Genomic DNA, 18,949 nt, shown 5'->3' with positions numbered 1-18,949 from the left:
TATCAATAATAATCTTCAATATCTCATTATATTGTTACTTTATTGCCTTATTATTCTATTACTTTATTATTTAGTCTGCCTGTCAGGTACGTTGACTATACTATCTATCTTCTGCTTTAATATTGACAGGCTTCCCATTCTCTTTAATGCCATATCAGACTGCTCCTCCATCTGCTTTAGCTTCTGCGTATTTCCCATTGTCTTATATACATTTTTATAAAATTCCGCATTATAATACTCTGCAACCGCTATGCTTTCATCCAGTTCATTGTCCTGAATATTATCTATCACAATCTTATCCCTGCTGGCATAATCTACTGCCCTGCCATATTCATCATTCTTATACAGGTTCATAAACCAGCGTGTATTATATGTCCTGTTCTCATCATTATAATTCTCTGCTACCGCTATTATCATCACAGCATTAAGAACAACAAGAATTACAATAATTATATCCATAATAATTAATCTGCTTTTCTTCATAATAATCCTCATTCCTGCGCACATTTTGCGCATATCGGCTTTGTGTCAAATGTATACAAACATAAATCCTGCGTATAAAAAATCCATTTTCACATCTATCCTCTTTGTATAAGGCACTGCTCAATTCGTGCGCTTGAAAATGTATCAATAGCCTCTAAATCCTCATCTGTAATGTGATAATATTTCTTAAGCAGTACTCCCATATCTTCCCGCATTTTGTTAAGATACTTTTCATTGTCTGATGTCATAGTTACTTCTTTATCTTTATATGCCGATAACTGTGTATAGTAGTAAAACTGCGAAAGATAATATGCCAGATTAGACACATCTGACTGTGTAAGATTATAATTATCACTATCGTTAGTATTCATAAATCCCACTGACCACACATAATATCTTACACCCATAAGAACCGAATATTCTTTATCAAATGCTTTATTATCAAGAGCATCTATCTCATCACTATAATCCGATAATTCCTTATAACTACTGCTATCAAGATATGAATATATTTTATTACTTATTTCTGTATAATTATTCGTTATTGCTGATTTCTTTACAGCCTTTTTTACAGAGCCAGTTAATGCAATACCAATAAATGCTATAAGAAGCAGTGCAATAACAACTGCGGGTATTGCAAATGCGTAAGCTTTCTTTGAATTACTGTCCGCCTTATTATGTACATTCTTTTCTGTATTATTGAAATCTTTATCATACCTGTCTATGGCTTTTTTATGACTTTCTGTATAATACTTATCTTCCATCTATTATCTCTTTTCTTATATTATTAACGGCAATGCTTTCGTTGTGTCTGTCAATTGCTTTTACAGAAAATATAGCTGCCACCAGTATGATTACAACCGCCAGTACAAGGACAAGCACTTTTACAGCCTCTTCTACAATTATTTTTTTATTAATATCAGCAAGTTCTGCCAGCCTTTGCCTAAGTCCTGCCAGTCCTTTCATATATGATTTTTCCTGTCCATAATAATTGGAATTGCCACAATATGGACACTGGCTGAGATTTTTATTAAATTCTGCGCCACACGAAGGACATATCACATTCATTTTATTATTCATACTTATTTTTCACACTTTCTTCTATAATAAGTTGGATTTGCGTACTATCCGCCGTCCTTATAGCCTGCACCTGTTCATCACTCACATAAAAATATGTCTTTAATATTGCATCCATATTCTTATAAATCTGTTCTACTTTCTCATCAGACGTATCTCCAACCGCAAGCTTTCCATATATATAATGAAGGTTATCCAAATCATAAAATTCATCCAGCAGACCACAAATATCTGTCAGTGCCTTATTCTTATAAAATATATTATCCGCGGCAAGATATTCACTTATATAATTATTCACAAATATGTATATCTGTGCAGCCTCTATCTGTGGGTGATAATCAAGATACGGACCATCTGACCAGCCTGATATATTAATGCTGTCACTATAATTAAAGAAATCATAGTAATCTTCATTCTCCCAATATCTGTCTAACGTGGCTGTCACCGTATCATATTCACTAACAGCATTTTTCTGCTTAATAAAATACCAGTCGTGTGTAAGCATATACACCACCAGACCAATAAACATTGCAAGAAGCACCGCTATAGCCACTCCACGCACAAGCACTTTTACTGTATACAGCTGCTGTGCGCTTATTGATTTTTCCGCCGTATTAACTTTTGACTGATATTTGTCATAATCTTTTTTATAGGCTTCCCCTGCCCTATTCTTCCTGCCACAATGCGGACACACCTCATCGGTCAGATTAAGCACTGCCCCACAATACTGACATTTCATATTAAATGTACTGCCTTTATAAATATTCTCCCTTTCCACGCTTTCCCTCACTTTTTCTCTCTTTTATGCTATTTATAGATAATTATTTATTGTATATACGAATAAAATGTATTATTTTATACTATACTTTAATATAATATATATTTTTCATATTAACTAAGCGTAATATGCTAAAATCTTCTTTGATGAAATATTCTTTAATGAAACATACGTTATTATAATATATAATCAGTCTTATTGCATTAGTTTATATTTTGTTTTTATAATTCACATTTTACTCACATCTTTTACATATCACGTTCACATTTTCCCTCTAATATAATCATTGTTGAAAGACATATGACATTGCTTTCAATAAACTTTTTCATAAACAGATAACTACCTACTCCCTTAAATTTGTAGTTATCACTCTCCCAAAAAGAACCTGAATGATAATCATATCAATTGCCACTTGATATCATTATCATTCAGGTTCTTTTAGTTTATTTATTAAATATTGTAATCACTTTAATTACTTTGCTGTTTCTATCAAAATATTTTATCCTATAAGTCCTACTTTGCATTAACCCCTGCGATATCCTTAATCACCTCTCCAGCAATTATAAGCCCTACAACAGATGGCACAAATGCCACGCTTCCCGGAATATCACGTCTTTCTGTACATTTGTGTTCTGCTCCTGGTGGGCATATGCAGTTAGTACGACAGCTTATCGACATATCCTCGATTGGCCTTGTTGGCTGTTCTTCTGAATATACAACCTTAAGCTTCTTAACGCCACGTTTCTTAAGTTCACGGCGCATAACCTTCGCAAGAGGACACACCCTTGTCTTATATATATCTGCAACCCTGAATGCTGTCGGGTCCAGCTTGTTACCAGCACCCATACTGCTTATAACAGGAATTCCAAGTTCATTTGCTTTCATAATAATTGAAATCTTAGCTGTAACAGTATCTACCGCATCAATTATATAGTCATACTCATCAAATGGAAATTCATCAGCATTTTCTGGAAGAAAGAAACAATTATGAATTCTTACATCAACATTTGGATTAATCTCCAACATTCTCTCTTTCATAACCTCTGTCTTATACTTTCCAACAGTTTTTCTTGTTGCTATAATCTGTCTGTTTAGATTAGTAAGACATACTTTATCATCATCTATAAGGTCAAATGCACCTATGCCACTTCTTACAAGTGCTTCACAGGCATAACCGCCTACTCCGCCTATTCCAAATACAGCAACTCTCTTATTAGCTAGTTCCTGCATTGCACTTTCACCTAGCAATAATTGTGTTCTTGAAAACTGATTTAACATCTTTATCTCCATTCTGAATTATTAATTACTAAACCTACCAATATGGTAGTATTTCAATAAGAGATTATATTATAATCAGCGGTTTCTGTCAAAGTAATACTTTTATTACTCTTTCATACACTTTCTTCTATATATTTTTATTTATATATCTGCATTTTATATTTACATCTATATATTTTTATTTATATATTCTCATTTCTTATTGTTTCTATAATATTCTGCTTTCTTATCTGGACTATTGAATATTTCATAATTCCAAGAAGCAGTATAATCACAACAACAACCGCAATAACTATAGCCTGCAATGGAAAAACATATCTTAACTGTGACTCTCCTGCTGCTATATATATGACATAAGAAAGCAGGGTTCCTGACACTACACCAATTATAAGGGCTTTACTTCCATAAAATACACTTTCCATCCTTATCATTTTATCAAATTCTCTCTTTGTCATACCTATCGACTGAAGCATTGCAAACTCTTTGCCTCTTAATTCCATTCCGGTTGTAACAGTATTAAATATATTTGTAATTCCAATCAATGAAACAACAGCAATAAATCCATATAAGAATATCTTGATTGTCAGAATTAGATTTTCATTGTTTCTTCTTTCCTGTGCCGCATTAACTATGTTATTCTTCCCAATATCAAATTCATTCACAAGTATATCCTGTGCTTTATCAGGGTCGTCACAGTTAATATTAAGAAGTACACTGCAATCAATATCCCCGGGATTAAACTGATTCATATAATCATCACTTACAATAAGATAGCCATAAGAAGTATAAGCATTTTCATATCCGAATGGCCTTTCATTGCTAAGTGCCACAATCTTTATATCGTAAAATGTTGTATCATCTGACGATTTACTATTATCCAATGATTTACTGCTGTTTGAAGTATCAATTCTATAAGTTAATACATCACCAGCTTTATAACCATCATATACATTAAAATACTTTACGTTATTTCCATTATTAATGTACTGATATGTATTATCTACAAGTATTCCTCCGCTCTGTGCAGTTTCCTTGCTTATACCAAGCTTTTTAATATACTTTTCATATTCTTCATTACCTAATGAAATAATACTTATATAGTAACCAGTATTTTCTGATAAACCTGCCTCATATTTATTTACTTCCTTATAATCACTACTATACTTTGGTTCATCTTTTAATGAAGCATAAAAGCCTCTTGCAAATGTAAAATCAGTTATATTCGTTTCATTATTTATCCTGTTCACAATATCACTTACTTTTTTATCAGCCTCATCTACAGACATACTTTTATATGAAGACATATACACCCTTAAATCTATATTGCCATTAGCGTATCTGTTGGCTGAATCTGTTAATAAACTCATAAATCCATATAAAGCAATAAATGTCATTACACTAAGCGCAATAGAAATAGTGATTACCCTGTATTTTCTCTTGTTACGCTTCATATTCTTATAGGCAAGGACACCTCCTTCACCCCATACTTTACTGACTAATTCCGGTGTCCTTAATGACTTAGATTTTATCTTGATATCTTCACTATGATTGATAGCCATTATTGGTGACATTCGCGAAGCCCTTATTGCTGGTACTAATGCCGACAATACAATCGTAACTATCGCAAGTACAATTGATAAAAGCACTCCTAATAAAGATGGTGCATACACAATGCTCATTTCTAATGTATCAATAAGCATTTTGTTACTCAATATGACAAGAATATAACTTGCTGACAGACCCACGACTATGCCTGCTGCAACACCTATTACACCCATAAACGCAGCTTCAAAAAAAACATTTTTTCTAATCTGGCGTGGCGTAGCACCAATTGAAGCTAACATTCCGTACTGTTTAGTCTTCTGGTTAATAGATATAGCAAAGCTGTTACTTATACATACCGCTGAAGTTATAATAATTATAACCATAACAACAGCCGCCATATTATATACAAATGCAACACTTGAATCATAAAACACTTCATACTTTATAAGACTGTTATTAATGTAATATGAATGTGCCTTATCAAGCTGGTTCTTTAATATCTCTGCCTCTTCATCTGTTGGGCTGCCTGAATACTGCTTGTTAAATAAAATTCTATCGACACCTAATATATCCGCAGTTATATTATATCTGTCTTTAAGTACCTTTTTATGAAACCTGATATATATGTCCGATTTATTCAAAGATGTATCTGACTTATTTGCAAATGTAATGACTGAATAACCCGGTGCAGTTCTTGGTTCTTCACCATATGGAAGCCTGTCACATATTCCCACAACCTTATACGTCTTAGTCTTCTTTACATCAAGCAGCTCATCTTCTCTATAATCATCATTCTGATAAAGCTTTTTACCATTATATGTCCTGTCGCCTACATCAAATGTAATCTCATCTCCAATATTATATTTAACACCACCATTGGTCTTAATATGACTTGATATAACTATTTCGCTGTCATCTTCTGGAAGTCTTCCTGATGTTACATTTATTTCTGCCTTTTTAAATGTATCACCATCAAGTGCTTCAATATAAACATAAGGTTTACTGTCATTAACACAGCCGTCAAGCACTGCATAACCAACTTCGTGCATTTCGTAATAACTTTCCACCTGCCTGTTATTAATAACTGACTCCTTTTCCTTATCAGTCATATCATATAAGAGAAGATGAAAATCTCCATCTACCTTCTTTGCTCTTAACGTTATGCTTTCTTTTAAACTTACCGCCATAGCTGCAACCGCAGTCAGAAGTGCCGTTGCAAGTATAATACCAATAATTGTAACAATTGTTCTTTTTTTATTAAGCTTTAGATTCCTTATTGTCAACCTGTTAAGTATCTGCATATAAACTCTCCTTTCCAGCCCGTTTCATGAATTTACATAATTCTATATCTTATAAAATCCTATAAAATTATGAAACTATTTATATAAGACTCGTGCCTGTTCATAATCTTTATACAAGCCTGCCATCTTCAATTCGTAATATTCTGTCTGCAATCTTTGCAATTTCAAGATTGTGGGTAATCATTACAATTGTCTGATTATATTTCTGATTAGAGAGTTTTAATAATTCTACAATTTCATCACTTGAGCGTGAGTCAAGATTTCCTGTCGGCTCATCCGCAAGAAGTATTGCCGGGTGATTAATAAGTGCCCTGCCAATTGATACCCTCTGCTGTTGTCCACCTGATAACTGATTAGGCAGATGTGACACCCTGTCCTTTAAACCAAGAGTATTAATAAGATCACAAAGTTCTTTTTTATCTGGTGTCCTGCCATCAAGCTCACAAGGTAAAGTAATATTTTCCTTAACATTAAGAATTGGTATAAGGTTATAGAACTGATATATAAGCCCTACCTGTCTTCTTCTAAATATTGCTATCTTATCACTATTCAATGAATATATATCCTCACCCTGTATATATACCTTTCCACTTGTAGGTCTGTCCACACCACCAAGCAAGTGAAGAAGTGTTGATTTACCACTTCCTGAACTTCCCACTATAGCTACGAACTCGCCTTGTTCCACGCTGAATGAAATGTCATTTACTGCAAGTACAGCATTGTCACCTTTGCCATATTGTTTAACAAGATGTTCTACCTTTAATATCTCCATATACTGCCTCTCTTTCTGTCGTAAATATAGATTATAAATATGCGTTGCTTTATTACATATCTCAATATACACAAGCAAAATGACATTTCGGTGACATTTATTTTATATATTTAACTATAAACACTGTTTCTTCATCATCAGACTCCACGCTTATATATCCTCCCTGCTTCTCAATTACTGCCTTAGCAAGCGGAAGTCCTATTCCCATACTGTTATCTTCGTATTTAGCTTCACTGTAATATCGTTCAAATATCTGCTTCTGTCGTTGGTCACTCAGTTTATCACCTCTGTTAGTTATATACACTGCTGTATACACATCATTATCTGTTATATTTATCTTTACAGTACCTTTATGTCTACTATGTTCAATTGCATTTTTAATAATATTCTGTAATGCTTCCCTGTTCCAGTTGTAATCGCCATTTATATAGATGTCCGATTTGTTCAATTTATTTACTTTATTATCTGACCCTTTATGAATATTATCTGTATTTGAATTATGAACATATATGTCTATACTAACAGCTTTAATTTCTGCTATAACCTCAAGATTACCTACCGCTTCTTCTATAATCTTATTAATGGAAATGTTCTCGTTATTGAACTCCACCACACCCGCATCAATTCTTGACAACTTAAGCATAGTCACAATCATCCAGCTCATTCCATTAACCTGATTTAAAGCTTCATATATGAATTTCTTCCTTGTAGCATATTCCATATCAGGATTATCATTAAGATTATCCAATAGAATCTGAGTTGAGGTAAGTGGTGTCTTTAACTGGTGTGATATGTCAGATACCGACTGTGCTAACATAACCTTTTTTATTCTGGCTGAGTCTGCCTGTTCCTTCATATATACCATAATTTTATATAACGAATTCTTAAGACTGCTAAGCTCATCTTCTGAATTATCATTTATTTCCAGCTCATAATTACCGCGTGATATTTTATCCATATAATCCTGCAATTGGACGATGGCATTCTTTCTTCTCCTCAGATATATGTAAAAACATATAATAAACAATACCGACATTACACCAATAATTAAAGTGCTGACTATTATATTGACATTTCTTATGTCACTCATATCTTTAATATAAAATGTATTATCTGTTATTCCATTTTTTCTTAATATACTGTAAAATTCTTCTGATGTTGTACTGCTTTCAAGTTCACCGTAGGACTTATTTAATATAATCGCAATTTCTTCCATATCAAAGTCCGGATACTGGCTGATTACATTTTCAATAATACATCTTATATATGTATTCTCCATATTCTTGTACTTATTAGTATACCAGCCTATCCATGACATATATACCACTACGCCGACAACCAGCACAACACCTGTTAATAACAGACTTTTAACAGCCTGCTTATTCTTATATGTACCCATATTTTCTCCAATCTGTTATTATATTCATTATATTCATTCTAATCTGTTATTATATTTTCATATTCTTTCTAACACATTATAATATTCTGTCCATTCTGCTGATATAATATATTGCAGATTGCTCTAATCTGACAATCTGTAACCTACACCCCTCACCGTCACAATAATATTTCCTTCTTTATCGCCTATCTTATCACGAAGTCTTTTCATTGTAACTGTAAGTGTATTATCATTTACAAAGTTGCCTGCTGAGTCCCATATATGTGATAATATTTCTTCTCTTGTAAATACTTTTTTAGGATTTTGTAACAGTATTTTTAATATCTCAAATTCAAGCTTTGTGAGCTTAACTTCATTATCCGCCTTGTACAATTTTCTTATATCAACGTCCATCTTTAAATCTGCAAATGTAAGTTCGTTACCGCTCCGGTTTCTTCTTAGCACATTCTTAATTCTCGATAGAAGTTCCATATTGCGGAATGGTTTTATAACATAATCATCTGCGCCTAACTCCAGCCCCATTACAACATCTTTCTCCTCATCTTTAGCTGTAAGAAATATGACCGGTGCTATATCATCAGCTTTAATCTTTCTGCAAAGCGAAAAGCCATCCCCATCAGGAAGCATTACATCAAGTATGACAATATCTATGTTCCATACATCACCAGCTCCAATTAAAGTTCTATATTTTTCAGTTTCCTTTGCATTATCTAATATCTCCTTTGCCTGATATGCACTTCTTGCAACCCTGACATTATAACCATTATTGGTAAAAAGGTATTCCAGCCCCATAATTATTGCTTCGTTATCCTCTATTAATAAAATATTACTCATATCTTTTCTCCAATCTTAATTCTTAATTACACAGTTATCATAATACTACTGTTTAATACACTTTATTATTTAATCTGCTATTTTTCTTATTTTTCTTAAGTTCACATTATTATATAATATATACAATAAAATATTTTAATTGTATACCCTGTTTAATATATCCATACAAATATAGTTTCATTATTAAATAATATTTATCGATTTTGTCTTGGATTGAATTATTTTGATTGTATTTGAATTATTTTACGAATTGTATAAACAATAATTTTCGTGTATAATACATACCTGTAGTTTATACTATCAGGGGGAAACTTATATGTTTATAGGGAATTGTAACGTAACTGCTGAACTTATCAGCTTAATTGTGGCCGGATTTTTGACATTTCTTATGTTATACTCCAATCCAAGAAAGACGAGTTCATACCAAATCATTCATTATGGAATACTTTTATCGATGATATCTATTGCCACGCAGCTTGCATTTTTTTATAGTCAGGCTCACACCGATATGTTTAACAGAGAATTAAGATTATTCCTGTCGTTAGCATTTTTAGCAGAATACCTTGCATTACTAATGATGCTCTATGTGTATATATGTCTTCTTTCAACAAGGACATTACATCACACGAAAAATCTGCAATCAAAAGTATTATCATTCGGATGTACTTATGCTATTGCTGTTTTTGCATTTGCAGTATCTGGTAAATTACCGGATATAATTGATGGTTTACTGCCATTAGAATATTATATTAATTTTTATGCTATCTTTGGCATAATAACCTGTTTAATATGCCTTTTATCCATATTATTAAATAAACATTCAATTCCAAAGGTAGTCAATAAATATGCTTTAATATTTATTCCAGTAGATTTCATAATGCTTTCAGTTCAATTTATGACAAGCAATATAATATTTTCAAGTCTCACATATGTATTACCATTTTTAATATATTATATATTATTTCACAGCAATCCATATGATGAACTTATTGGCTGTCAGAATATGCACTCCTTTGAAGCAAGATTTACAGACAGTGTATCAATGAAACGTAAATTTCTTGTTGTATACCTTAACTTTCCTCAGCTTAAAAATGTAAATTATGCTATTCATAATGAAAAAGTTGAAGAAACAGCCGCTAATGTATGCAGACGAATTGAAAAGCTTCATCATATGGTTCATATTTACCGGTTTACCAATGATGAATTTGCTATGATTTTATATATCAAGGATGAAAACAAAATAAAGCAGTTTCTCAATAATGTGGAGATGGCAATAATTGATTATATGACTGCTTCATCTTACACAATTAACTACAGAATAGCTGCTATCCAGAGCAATCCTGTTGTATCATCAACACATAAGTTAAGCTCAATGTCAGCCTACCTTTTTAATAAAATTGCCAATGAACCTGGCAATCAGTGTTATCTTGCTACAGATAAGGATTACAAGGAATTTCACGAGGCATACAAGATTGAACAGCTTCTTCTTGATATCCGCAATAAGAATGACCTTGATGACGAACGTGTATTATGCTATGCACAGCCTATATTCAGCGTTAATAACAACAGCTTTAGAACGGCCGAGGCACTTATGCGCCTCTCACTTGATGGAACAATCATATATCCTGATAAGTTCATACCTATTGCTGAGAAGAATAACTGTATTCATACTTTAACGCGAATAATTCTTAACAAGGTATGTAAGATTGTAGCTGAATTTGAGAAGAAATATGACTTTGATGCAATAACTATCAATTGTTCATCATCAGAATTATCTAATCGTAATCTTTTTGATGAACTTATGGCTATAATTAATTCCAATAATATTATGCCAGAACATATCCGTCTTGAACTTACAGAAAGTGCTATGTTTGATGATTTCAATATGGTTATTCACAATATGGAAAAGCTTAATGAGTCAGGTATCAAGTTCTATCTTGATGACTTCGGAACTGGATACTCTAACCTTGAAAGAATAATTGGCTGTCCATTTAACACAATCAAGTTCGATAAAACACTGCTTTACAAATCTCTTGATAACTCCGCTGTATCGGATATTGTATCTCACCTTACAAGCGTATTCAAGGAACAGGGATTTGTATTATTAATTGAAGGCGTTGAAAATGAAGAGCAGGCATCTTACAGCATAGATAAAGGCTTTGATTATATTCAGGGTTACAAATATGCTAAGCCACAGCCTGTTATTAATTTAAAAGACTACTTTGATAAGCTGGAAAGGGCTATATCTTAATATCTTACTTATCAGTGACATACTTATATAATATTATAATCGGTACTAAATTCCAATAAAATGGATTGTAATCAAATACCGACCTCTAATTATTAAAATTAATAATTAAAGGTCGGTATTTTTTATATATAAACATTAATAAAATCTTCTGTATCCATATTAGGAAAATTCTGAGCTACAAAGTCAAATAGTTTCCCTTGATTTTCTACTACATCATTCAAATAATATTTTGAATACGCTAATTCAGATTTAATACAATATTGAATACCAAGACCTCCAAGCAAAAGTAATTCTTCTAGAATATCTATATCAATATTATCTCTTACAAATTCTTTTGCCAGATCAATACTATCAGTCAGATAAAATCCCTGTCCATAATCGTGCTTTTCTTCACCCTTACCATAAGTTGGTACAACTATTTTATCAGGAGTACCATAAAATAATATTAATTTATTCATTTTCTTTTTTCTCCTAAACAAACAGCTTTTGAAGCCACGCTTTCTTTAAACAAGTTATTTAATTAATCCATTAATCCTATTCTTAATCAACATCCCACCAATTGTTGGCAGAGGTCTTTTCCTGTCACCCTTAGGTGCTGATTCTTTCTCAGCCTCAACAATCCGTTTCTTAATCTGTTCCATTTTATCATCTAACTGTGCAAGCTGGTTAGCACAATCTGATAATTCCAATGCAAGTATTTCAGCTTCGCTGTCTGGAATATTCTTCTTATATCTTAGCTTATGCTCAACACTTGCCCAAAAATCCATAGCAATAGTCCTAAGCTGAACTTCAACCTTCATTCTTCGTTTCTCATTCTGTAAGAATATCGGTATCTCAATGATAAGATGAAGACTTCTATAACCACTCTCTTTAGGATTCTTGATATAGTCCTTTTTCTCGATAAGTATTATATCGTCCTGCTGTAAAAGACAATCAGCAAGCATATATATGTCCTCTGTAAATGAGCATATTACTCTTATTCCTGCAATATCCCTTATATTCTGCTCAATAGATTCCATTGTAAATGGAATATTCTTCTTGTTAGCTTTCTTGATAATTCCTTCTGTTGACTTTATTCTTGTCTTAATAGTCTCTATAGGATTACGGTCATACTGTAAAGAAAACTGCTCATTAAGAACCTTGAACTTAGTCTCAACTTCCATAATTGCACATCTGTAATAAGCCATAAGTTCATTAAATGGCATTGTATTCTCTCTTATAAAATCAAAAACTTCATCTGACATAAGATTTTCTCGTATAAATCTCTGTTCTTCCTGTTTTAAAAAATCTTCAATACCCATTAGTTATTATAAGTTCCTTCCTGCTATTCGCTTGTAAAATGCTTTATCAACAGCACAATTATTCATTATGCAGTATATTCCTTCTAATATAAGCAAATGTATAATCTTCACCTTTCTCTGACAACATAACAAGTAATGAATACAATAATTTCTTAGTATTAGGATTAATTATGTAATGATCCATTCCTCTCTTAAAATAATTCAAAGAATCTGCATCTGTATACTTATCTTTATTATATATCTTACTTGCAGCTACCCTGTCACAAAACATTTCAATAACATAATTAACAGGCATTTCCATTCCTATAAGACTTCCATCACCACCTTTAGCTGGATAATCTATCCAGTATTCATAGTGGTGCTTATTCCTTCCTTTATGATGAAGCCACGCTGTTGAACAGCCCTCTGCTTCCCTCTGTGCATTATTCGGACTTCTGTTACCATCCTGATAATACTTTACACCTGGAATAAACTCTGAAAAGCTATATTTGGATAAGTCGTGCAATAGTCCCTGCTTATACAGACCCACACGAAAACAATTCTTCATAACCTCTAACTTATGCGTATTAATAGTATGCAAATGTCCAAAAAAATTATGAAAAAACTTACCCGGCTTCATTACTGTCAATCCTCCATGCCTGATTTTATCCTAACAGTCCGTTTGTTAGAAATTGTTAATTATTAAACTATCTTACCACGCACATTATACAGTATTCATATAAGCAAATTCAAGCATTACAGCAAGTCTTAATACGAAAAATTGAAAAACTTAATAACTTTATATATTCTTTATTGATTAATCTCACATATTACCTTGATGCCTTTATCGCTTCATCATAAAAGTATTCCTGTGAGTTAATCGACTCTTCACCTTCTTTAATACCTTTATGGTAATAGTTGCCGTCACTTCCCATAATTCTTGCTTTAACATTATCTTTAAGCATTATATTAAACATATGTAATATACGCTCTTTAATACTTTCATCATATACCGGTCCAGCAACTTCGACCCTCTTAAGAGTATTACGTGTCATAAAATCTGCTGAGGAAATATACATCTTCATATCTGCACCCTTTCCGAATATATATATTCTTGAGTGCTCAAGAAATCTACCAACAATACTTGTGATTGTAATGTTATCTGTATATCCGGTTATTCCTGCAACCATACAGCTAATCCCTCTTATAATCATATCAATCTTTACCCCGCTCATAGATGCCTCAACAAGCTTCTCTATTATAACCTTATCTGTGAGCGAATTAATCTTTATTCCTATATAAGCTTCCTTTCCTTCTTTTGCAATAGCAATCTGCTCATCAATTAATGAAAGGATTTTATTCTGTAAGCACTTAGGTGCAACGAGCAAATGCTCTGTATTGTCAACAACATCTCCAAGTCCGAGATTATTGAATACATCTGCTGTCTCCTTGGCAATAGCTTCACTTGAAGTAAATAAAGCAAGATCTGTATATAATTTGGCAGTTTTTTCGTTAAAATTACCTGTTCCAATATGTGTTATATAACGAAAATCTTCTCCGTCTTTATATGTTATAAGACAAAGCTTTGAATGAACCTTGATATGGTCTATTCCGTATATAATCTTACATCCTGCTTCTTCAAGCCTGCGTGACCATTCAATATTATTCTCCTCATCAAATCTTGCCCTCAGTTCAACAAGTACAACAACCTCCTTGCCATTCTCAGCCGCATCAATAAGTGCCTCTACTATCTGCGAATTCTTGGCAACACGGTATAATGTCATCTTAATTGACAGAACCCTGTCATCACCTCCTGCTTCATTAAGAAGCCTTATTAATGGATGCATACTCTCATATGGATAACTGAGCAATAAATCCTTCTTTGCAAGCTGGTCTATAAGCGGCTGCTTAATATCAATATTACTTGAATTCTGTGGTACGCGTCTTTCATAGAACAACTCTCTCCTGCTTCTTAAGTCATCCTGTATCTTTGATATAAATGACATCTCAAGAGGTGACTCAGAATAAAATACCTGCTTCTTATCAAGCTTAAGTTCCTTACATAAAGCAGATATTACTTTATCATCAAGCACTCTTGAATATTCAAGCTTTACAGGACACAGCTTCCTTCTTTCCTTAATAAGCTGTTCCATAGTATCCCTGTAATCCATCTCTTCATCATAGAATGCTTCGTCCATATCTATATCTGCATTTCTTATAATTCTAATCAAAGACTTACTCTTAACACTATATTTCTTAAATATCTTTGGAAGAAAATGCAGTATAAGTTCTTCAATAAGCATATACTTATGACTGTCTGATGGTATTGGAATAAGTCTGTCAAATACACCATTACTGCACGGAACAACGCCTATCTTGTCATTGTTCTTTGAACCAAGAAGTGCCACTGCATATATTTCTTTATTCTTAAGAAATGGAAATGGATTCTTCTTGCTTATAACCTGTGGTGATAATATAGGAAGAATTGAATTATTAAAATATTCCTCTAAATATACAGCATCAGAATATTCAACATCATTAAAACTTATAAGCTTTACTCCCTGCTCCTCAAATCTATACATAAGCTGCTGATATATCTTATCTTTCTTATGCAGTAATTCCCTTGTCTCACTAAAGACAGCATCAAGCTGCTCTCTTGCTGTCATAAGTGTCTTATTATCAAATCCTGCATTCTTATCGTGCTTATTTCCCTTAGCAAGCAACATCTGGTCATATAATGAACCAACTCTTACCATATAGAATTCATCAAGATTACTATTAAATATAGATACAAATGTTAATCTCTCACATAAAGGCACTTTTAAATCCGCAGCCTCATCAATTACTCTCTCATTGAACTTAAGCCAAGACAACTCTCGGTTAGCAAAATATGGCTTTGGTACATCAGCACCTGAAGCGTTGCTCTTAATATCTCCGAATAAAGCACTGCCATTTATCTCACCAACTAAAACATTACTCTTAACCTCATCGGCTGAAGTATTATTCTTAACCTCTGCCTGATATACATCTTTATTAATATATGCGTTATCTGAATTAATCTCTTTAAACTCTGGTTGATTCATCTCTTTATTATCACTGATATTCTTCTTATTATTAACTTCTTTATTGTTATCATTATTAATAGTCATATGAGCCTCTTTATCTTTCTTCCAAAATCCTAGTCTCCAAAACATATTCCCATCGCCTTTGCTTCTGTAATTATTCCCGCCTGTGGATCTACAGTCTTTAATCTGCCCGCAACTTTATTTAATTCAATCTTATCTATCTGATTATTGCGGACACATACCATATATCCATATTCTTTATTTATTATAAGTTCTGCTGCTTTAGCTCCTAACCTTGAAGCTAATACCCTGTCATAAGCACAAGGGCTTCCACCTCTTTGTACATGACCTGGTACAGTAACCCTTACTTCCTGACCTGTTCTATCCATAATACCTGCACCAATTCTGTATGCTGCTGATGGATAATGCTCCTTCTTTCTTACTTCTTTAAGTTCTTTCTTACTATATAACATTTCCTCTTTGGATATTATACCTTCTGCAACTGCAAGAATTGTAAAATGCTTTTTATCATTAATTCTTTTATTAATTGCTTCTACAACCTTATCTAAATCGTATGGTATCTCTGGTATAAGTATTACATCCGATCCACCTGCTATGCCCGCATGCAGTGTAAGCCAGCCTGTCTTATGTCCCATAAGTTCAACTATAAATACCCGGCTGTGTGATGCCGCAGTTGTATGTATACAATCTATGGTATTCGTTGCTATATCAACTGCTGACTGGAAACCAAAACTTACATCTGTCCCAACCAGATCATTATCAATCGTCTTAGGAAGTGTTACAACATTAAGTCCTTCTTTATATAAAAGATTGGCTGTCTTATGTGTACCATTACCTCCCAATATTACAAGACAATCAAGCCCTAACTCCTTATATGTGTGCTTCATTGCCTCAACCTTGTCCTTACCATTCTCATCAGGTTCATTAATCTTCTTAAATGGTGTTCTTGATGTTCCAAGTATGGTTCCACCTATAGTTAATATCCCTGAAAAATCATTAATATCCATAAGCTTATATGTATTATTAATAAGTCCTCTGTACCCGTCAAGAAAACCATATATCTGAACATCATCCACTTTATTGTAAAGACTTTTAGCTACACCTCTCATAGCGGCATTAAGTGCCTGACAGTCACCACCGCTTGTCAACATTCCTATTCTCATATTAATCTCCATTCCTGCACACATTTTTGTACATATCAAGCTTATGTCTAGTGTGCACAGACACAACCTCGCGTGTAAAAATTTATTTTTACACTTATATCTTTATCTTTGTTACTTATTATTTTCTATTGTACATTAAACAACTATCTAATATCTTCATTCTTGATATATTTCAATAAATTGCTTCATAGTTTTGCAATTTCTGACATTATATTATAGTAGTTATGTAAAGTTTAACGAACTTATATGTAAAATCTATGTAAATTAAATATACTATACAATGTATTCACATCTATACCAAATTAATATATTTATAGTATATCACACTATATTTTTACTGTACATATATATTTTAAAACTTATATACTTTTTATATATTCAATTAGATAAATTTCAACTAATACTAATTACATTTTTCAATGCATTATGATACAATAAGAAGCACTGAATTAGTATGCCGTTATCTATACACCGGCATTTATGGAGGATTAATATGACAAGAAAAGAGATTAATGAAATCAAATCACAATTCAATATAGAAGACTGTGGAATTCTTAAATTATGCGGATGTTATGTTGATGGTGAGAAGAATAAAGTCACAACTATTAATGAAACATTCCTCAATCTTCCTGAGGAAGAACGCCATAAATATATAGATATATTTAAAAAATGTCTTTCTGGCACACCAGGACGTAACCTTATTGATATGCAGTTTACTCTTGATGCCTACGGCGATAAACAGCCTCACGATTTTCTGCTTGAGCTAAGAGACAGCGAATTAAAAGACGAGAATAAACTCAATGAATTATATGATAAAATAATCGCCAACTATTATTATCCTGGCAACTACTTAATTCTTGTAATCAATCAGGCATATGATGTTCCGGGTATGACTGCAGATAATATTGCTATGGAAGACGCTTCTGATGAAGTGTATAACTACATTTTATGCTGTATCTGTCCGGTTACTCTCTCTAAACCTGGGCTTGGATATTTTGAAAATGATAAGACTTTCCACAATCAGGTTCAAAGCCATATGGTTGACAATCCTGACATAGCATTTCTTTTCCCAGCCTTTAATAATCGGAGTTCTGATGATGAAAAAATTCTGTATCACTGTAAAGATATAGATGATTTCCAACAGAATTTTCTTACATATGTACTTAGCTGTGAAATTCCACTTCCAGCCAATGTACAGAAAGAAACCTTCAATACATTAGTAACTGAAACACTTGGTGATGATTGTAACTATGAAACTGTTAAAAATATTCACGACAACCTCAATGAAATAATTGATGAACACAAAGCTGTTTCAAGCGCTCCTGTAATGCTTGATAAGACTGAAGTTAAGGAAATTCTTGAAAAAAGCGGCGTAAAAGAAGAAAAGCTTGCTGACTTTGAAGAACATTTTGAGATGGCTGCTGGAGAAAATGGAAAACTTGCCGCTAACAATATCACACCTTCAAGAAAATTTGAAGTAAAGACACCCGATGTTGTAATCAAAATCAATCCTGATAAAACCGACCTTGTAGAAACCCGTGTAATTGACGGAAAGCAGTGCCTCGTTATCCAGATTGATGAACATCTTGAAGTAAATGGAATTTCTGTTAATCCTGATACCGGCGAAGTAATTGACCGCAATGAAAATACTAATAACAATATATACTAGATTAATTATGCAATAAAATAAGCATTATTGTAT

The 18,949-nt window shown here is 32.8% G+C and carries 16 protein-coding genes; 2 read left to right on the top strand and 14 right to left on the bottom strand.

The window, feature by feature from the left end; all coding sequences use genetic code 11:
* Positions 1–66 precede the first annotated feature (66 nt).
* From WMO14_RS09365 to WMO14_RS09325, 9 genes are all read right to left on the bottom strand, one after another.
* Complete coding sequence (locus WMO14_RS09365) at positions 67–483, bottom strand: hypothetical protein (RefSeq protein ID WP_349153724.1); 417 nt, start codon at positions 481–483, stop codon at positions 67–69.
* A gap of 95 nt (positions 484–578) precedes the next feature.
* Entirely contained in the window at positions 579–1,247 is a 669-nt protein-coding gene (locus WMO14_RS09360; RefSeq protein WP_022501696.1) for a hypothetical protein, read from the bottom strand.
* The gene (locus WMO14_RS09355) at positions 1,237–1,563 is read right to left on the bottom strand and encodes a hypothetical protein (protein WP_022501697.1); all 327 of its coding nucleotides are present in this window, start codon (positions 1,561–1,563) and stop codon (positions 1,237–1,239) included. The genes WMO14_RS09360 and WMO14_RS09355 overlap by 11 nt, the downstream gene beginning before the upstream one ends.
* Positions 1,556–2,338 carry a zinc ribbon domain-containing protein gene (locus WMO14_RS09350; protein ID WP_022501698.1) on the bottom strand — a complete coding sequence of 261 codons (783 nt, stop codon included), beginning with the start codon at positions 2,336–2,338 and terminating at the stop codon, positions 1,556–1,558. The genes WMO14_RS09355 and WMO14_RS09350 overlap by 8 nt, the downstream gene beginning before the upstream one ends.
* 513 nt (positions 2,339–2,851) lie before the next feature.
* The gene (locus WMO14_RS09345) at positions 2,852–3,616 is read right to left on the bottom strand and encodes a tRNA threonylcarbamoyladenosine dehydratase (RefSeq protein ID WP_055306493.1); all 765 of its coding nucleotides are present in this window, start codon (positions 3,614–3,616) and stop codon (positions 2,852–2,854) included.
* A 182-nt stretch (positions 3,617–3,798) separates the two neighbouring features.
* Positions 3,799–6,462, bottom strand: coding sequence for an ABC transporter permease (locus WMO14_RS09340; RefSeq protein ID WP_349153723.1), 2,664 nt, complete (start codon positions 6,460–6,462; stop codon positions 3,799–3,801).
* Between the two features lie 109 nt (positions 6,463–6,571).
* Positions 6,572–7,234, bottom strand: a complete 663-nt coding sequence (locus tag WMO14_RS09335; protein WP_022501701.1) for an ABC transporter ATP-binding protein — start codon at positions 7,232–7,234, stop codon at positions 6,572–6,574.
* A gap of 97 nt (positions 7,235–7,331) precedes the next feature.
* Positions 7,332–8,633 (bottom strand): sensor histidine kinase, encoded by a 1,302-nt coding sequence (locus WMO14_RS09330; protein WP_349153722.1) that lies wholly within the window; start codon positions 8,631–8,633, stop codon positions 7,332–7,334.
* 123 nt (positions 8,634–8,756) lie between these two features.
* Positions 8,757–9,467: a response regulator transcription factor gene (locus WMO14_RS09325; protein ID WP_055306489.1), complete on the bottom strand. Its 711-nt coding sequence runs from the start codon at positions 9,465–9,467 to the stop codon at positions 8,757–8,759.
* Between the two features lie 316 nt (positions 9,468–9,783).
* Between WMO14_RS09325 and WMO14_RS09320 the strand changes: the two genes are divergently transcribed.
* Positions 9,784–11,718 carry an EAL domain-containing protein gene (locus tag WMO14_RS09320; RefSeq protein WP_349153721.1) on the top strand — a complete coding sequence of 645 codons (1,935 nt, stop codon included), beginning with the start codon at positions 9,784–9,786 and terminating at the stop codon, positions 11,716–11,718.
* A 122-nt stretch (positions 11,719–11,840) separates the two neighbouring features.
* Here the strand turns inward: WMO14_RS09320 and WMO14_RS12945 are convergent, their stop codons facing one another.
* The 5 genes from WMO14_RS12945 to WMO14_RS09295 form a co-directional block, all read right to left on the bottom strand.
* Positions 11,841–12,176, bottom strand: a complete 336-nt coding sequence (locus WMO14_RS12945) for a DUF3990 domain-containing protein (RefSeq protein WP_055175324.1) — start codon at positions 12,174–12,176, stop codon at positions 11,841–11,843.
* Positions 12,177–12,230: 54 nt separating this feature from the next.
* The gene (locus WMO14_RS09310; protein ID WP_055306487.1) at positions 12,231–13,019 is read right to left on the bottom strand and encodes a GTP pyrophosphokinase; all 789 of its coding nucleotides are present in this window, start codon (positions 13,017–13,019) and stop codon (positions 12,231–12,233) included.
* A gap of 58 nt (positions 13,020–13,077) precedes the next feature.
* On the bottom strand, positions 13,078–13,638 hold the full coding sequence (locus tag WMO14_RS09305; protein ID WP_022501291.1) for a DUF5662 family protein: 561 nt from the start codon (positions 13,636–13,638) through the stop codon (positions 13,078–13,080).
* A gap of 190 nt (positions 13,639–13,828) precedes the next feature.
* Complete coding sequence (ppk1, locus tag WMO14_RS09300; protein ID WP_242854126.1) at positions 13,829–16,192, bottom strand: polyphosphate kinase 1; 2,364 nt, start codon at positions 16,190–16,192, stop codon at positions 13,829–13,831.
* Positions 16,177–17,247: a 6-phosphofructokinase gene (locus WMO14_RS09295; protein ID WP_022501289.1), complete on the bottom strand. Its 1,071-nt coding sequence runs from the start codon at positions 17,245–17,247 to the stop codon at positions 16,177–16,179. Before WMO14_RS09295 ends, ppk1 begins: the two co-directional genes overlap by 16 nt.
* Before the next feature lie 493 nt (positions 17,248–17,740).
* Here WMO14_RS09295 and WMO14_RS09290 point away from each other — a divergent pair, with 493 nt between their 5' ends.
* Positions 17,741–18,916, top strand: coding sequence for a DUF4317 domain-containing protein (locus WMO14_RS09290; RefSeq protein ID WP_055175335.1), 1,176 nt, complete (start codon positions 17,741–17,743; stop codon positions 18,914–18,916).
* The last annotated feature ends 33 nt before the right edge of the window (positions 18,917–18,949 follow it).

The sequence above is a fragment of the Lachnospira rogosae (ex Hitch et al. 2025) genome (assembly GCF_040096455.1).
Classification (GTDB): domain Bacteria; phylum Bacillota; class Clostridia; order Lachnospirales; family Lachnospiraceae; genus Lachnospira; species Lachnospira rogosae.
This window is presented reverse-complemented; position numbering and strand designations above follow the sequence as displayed.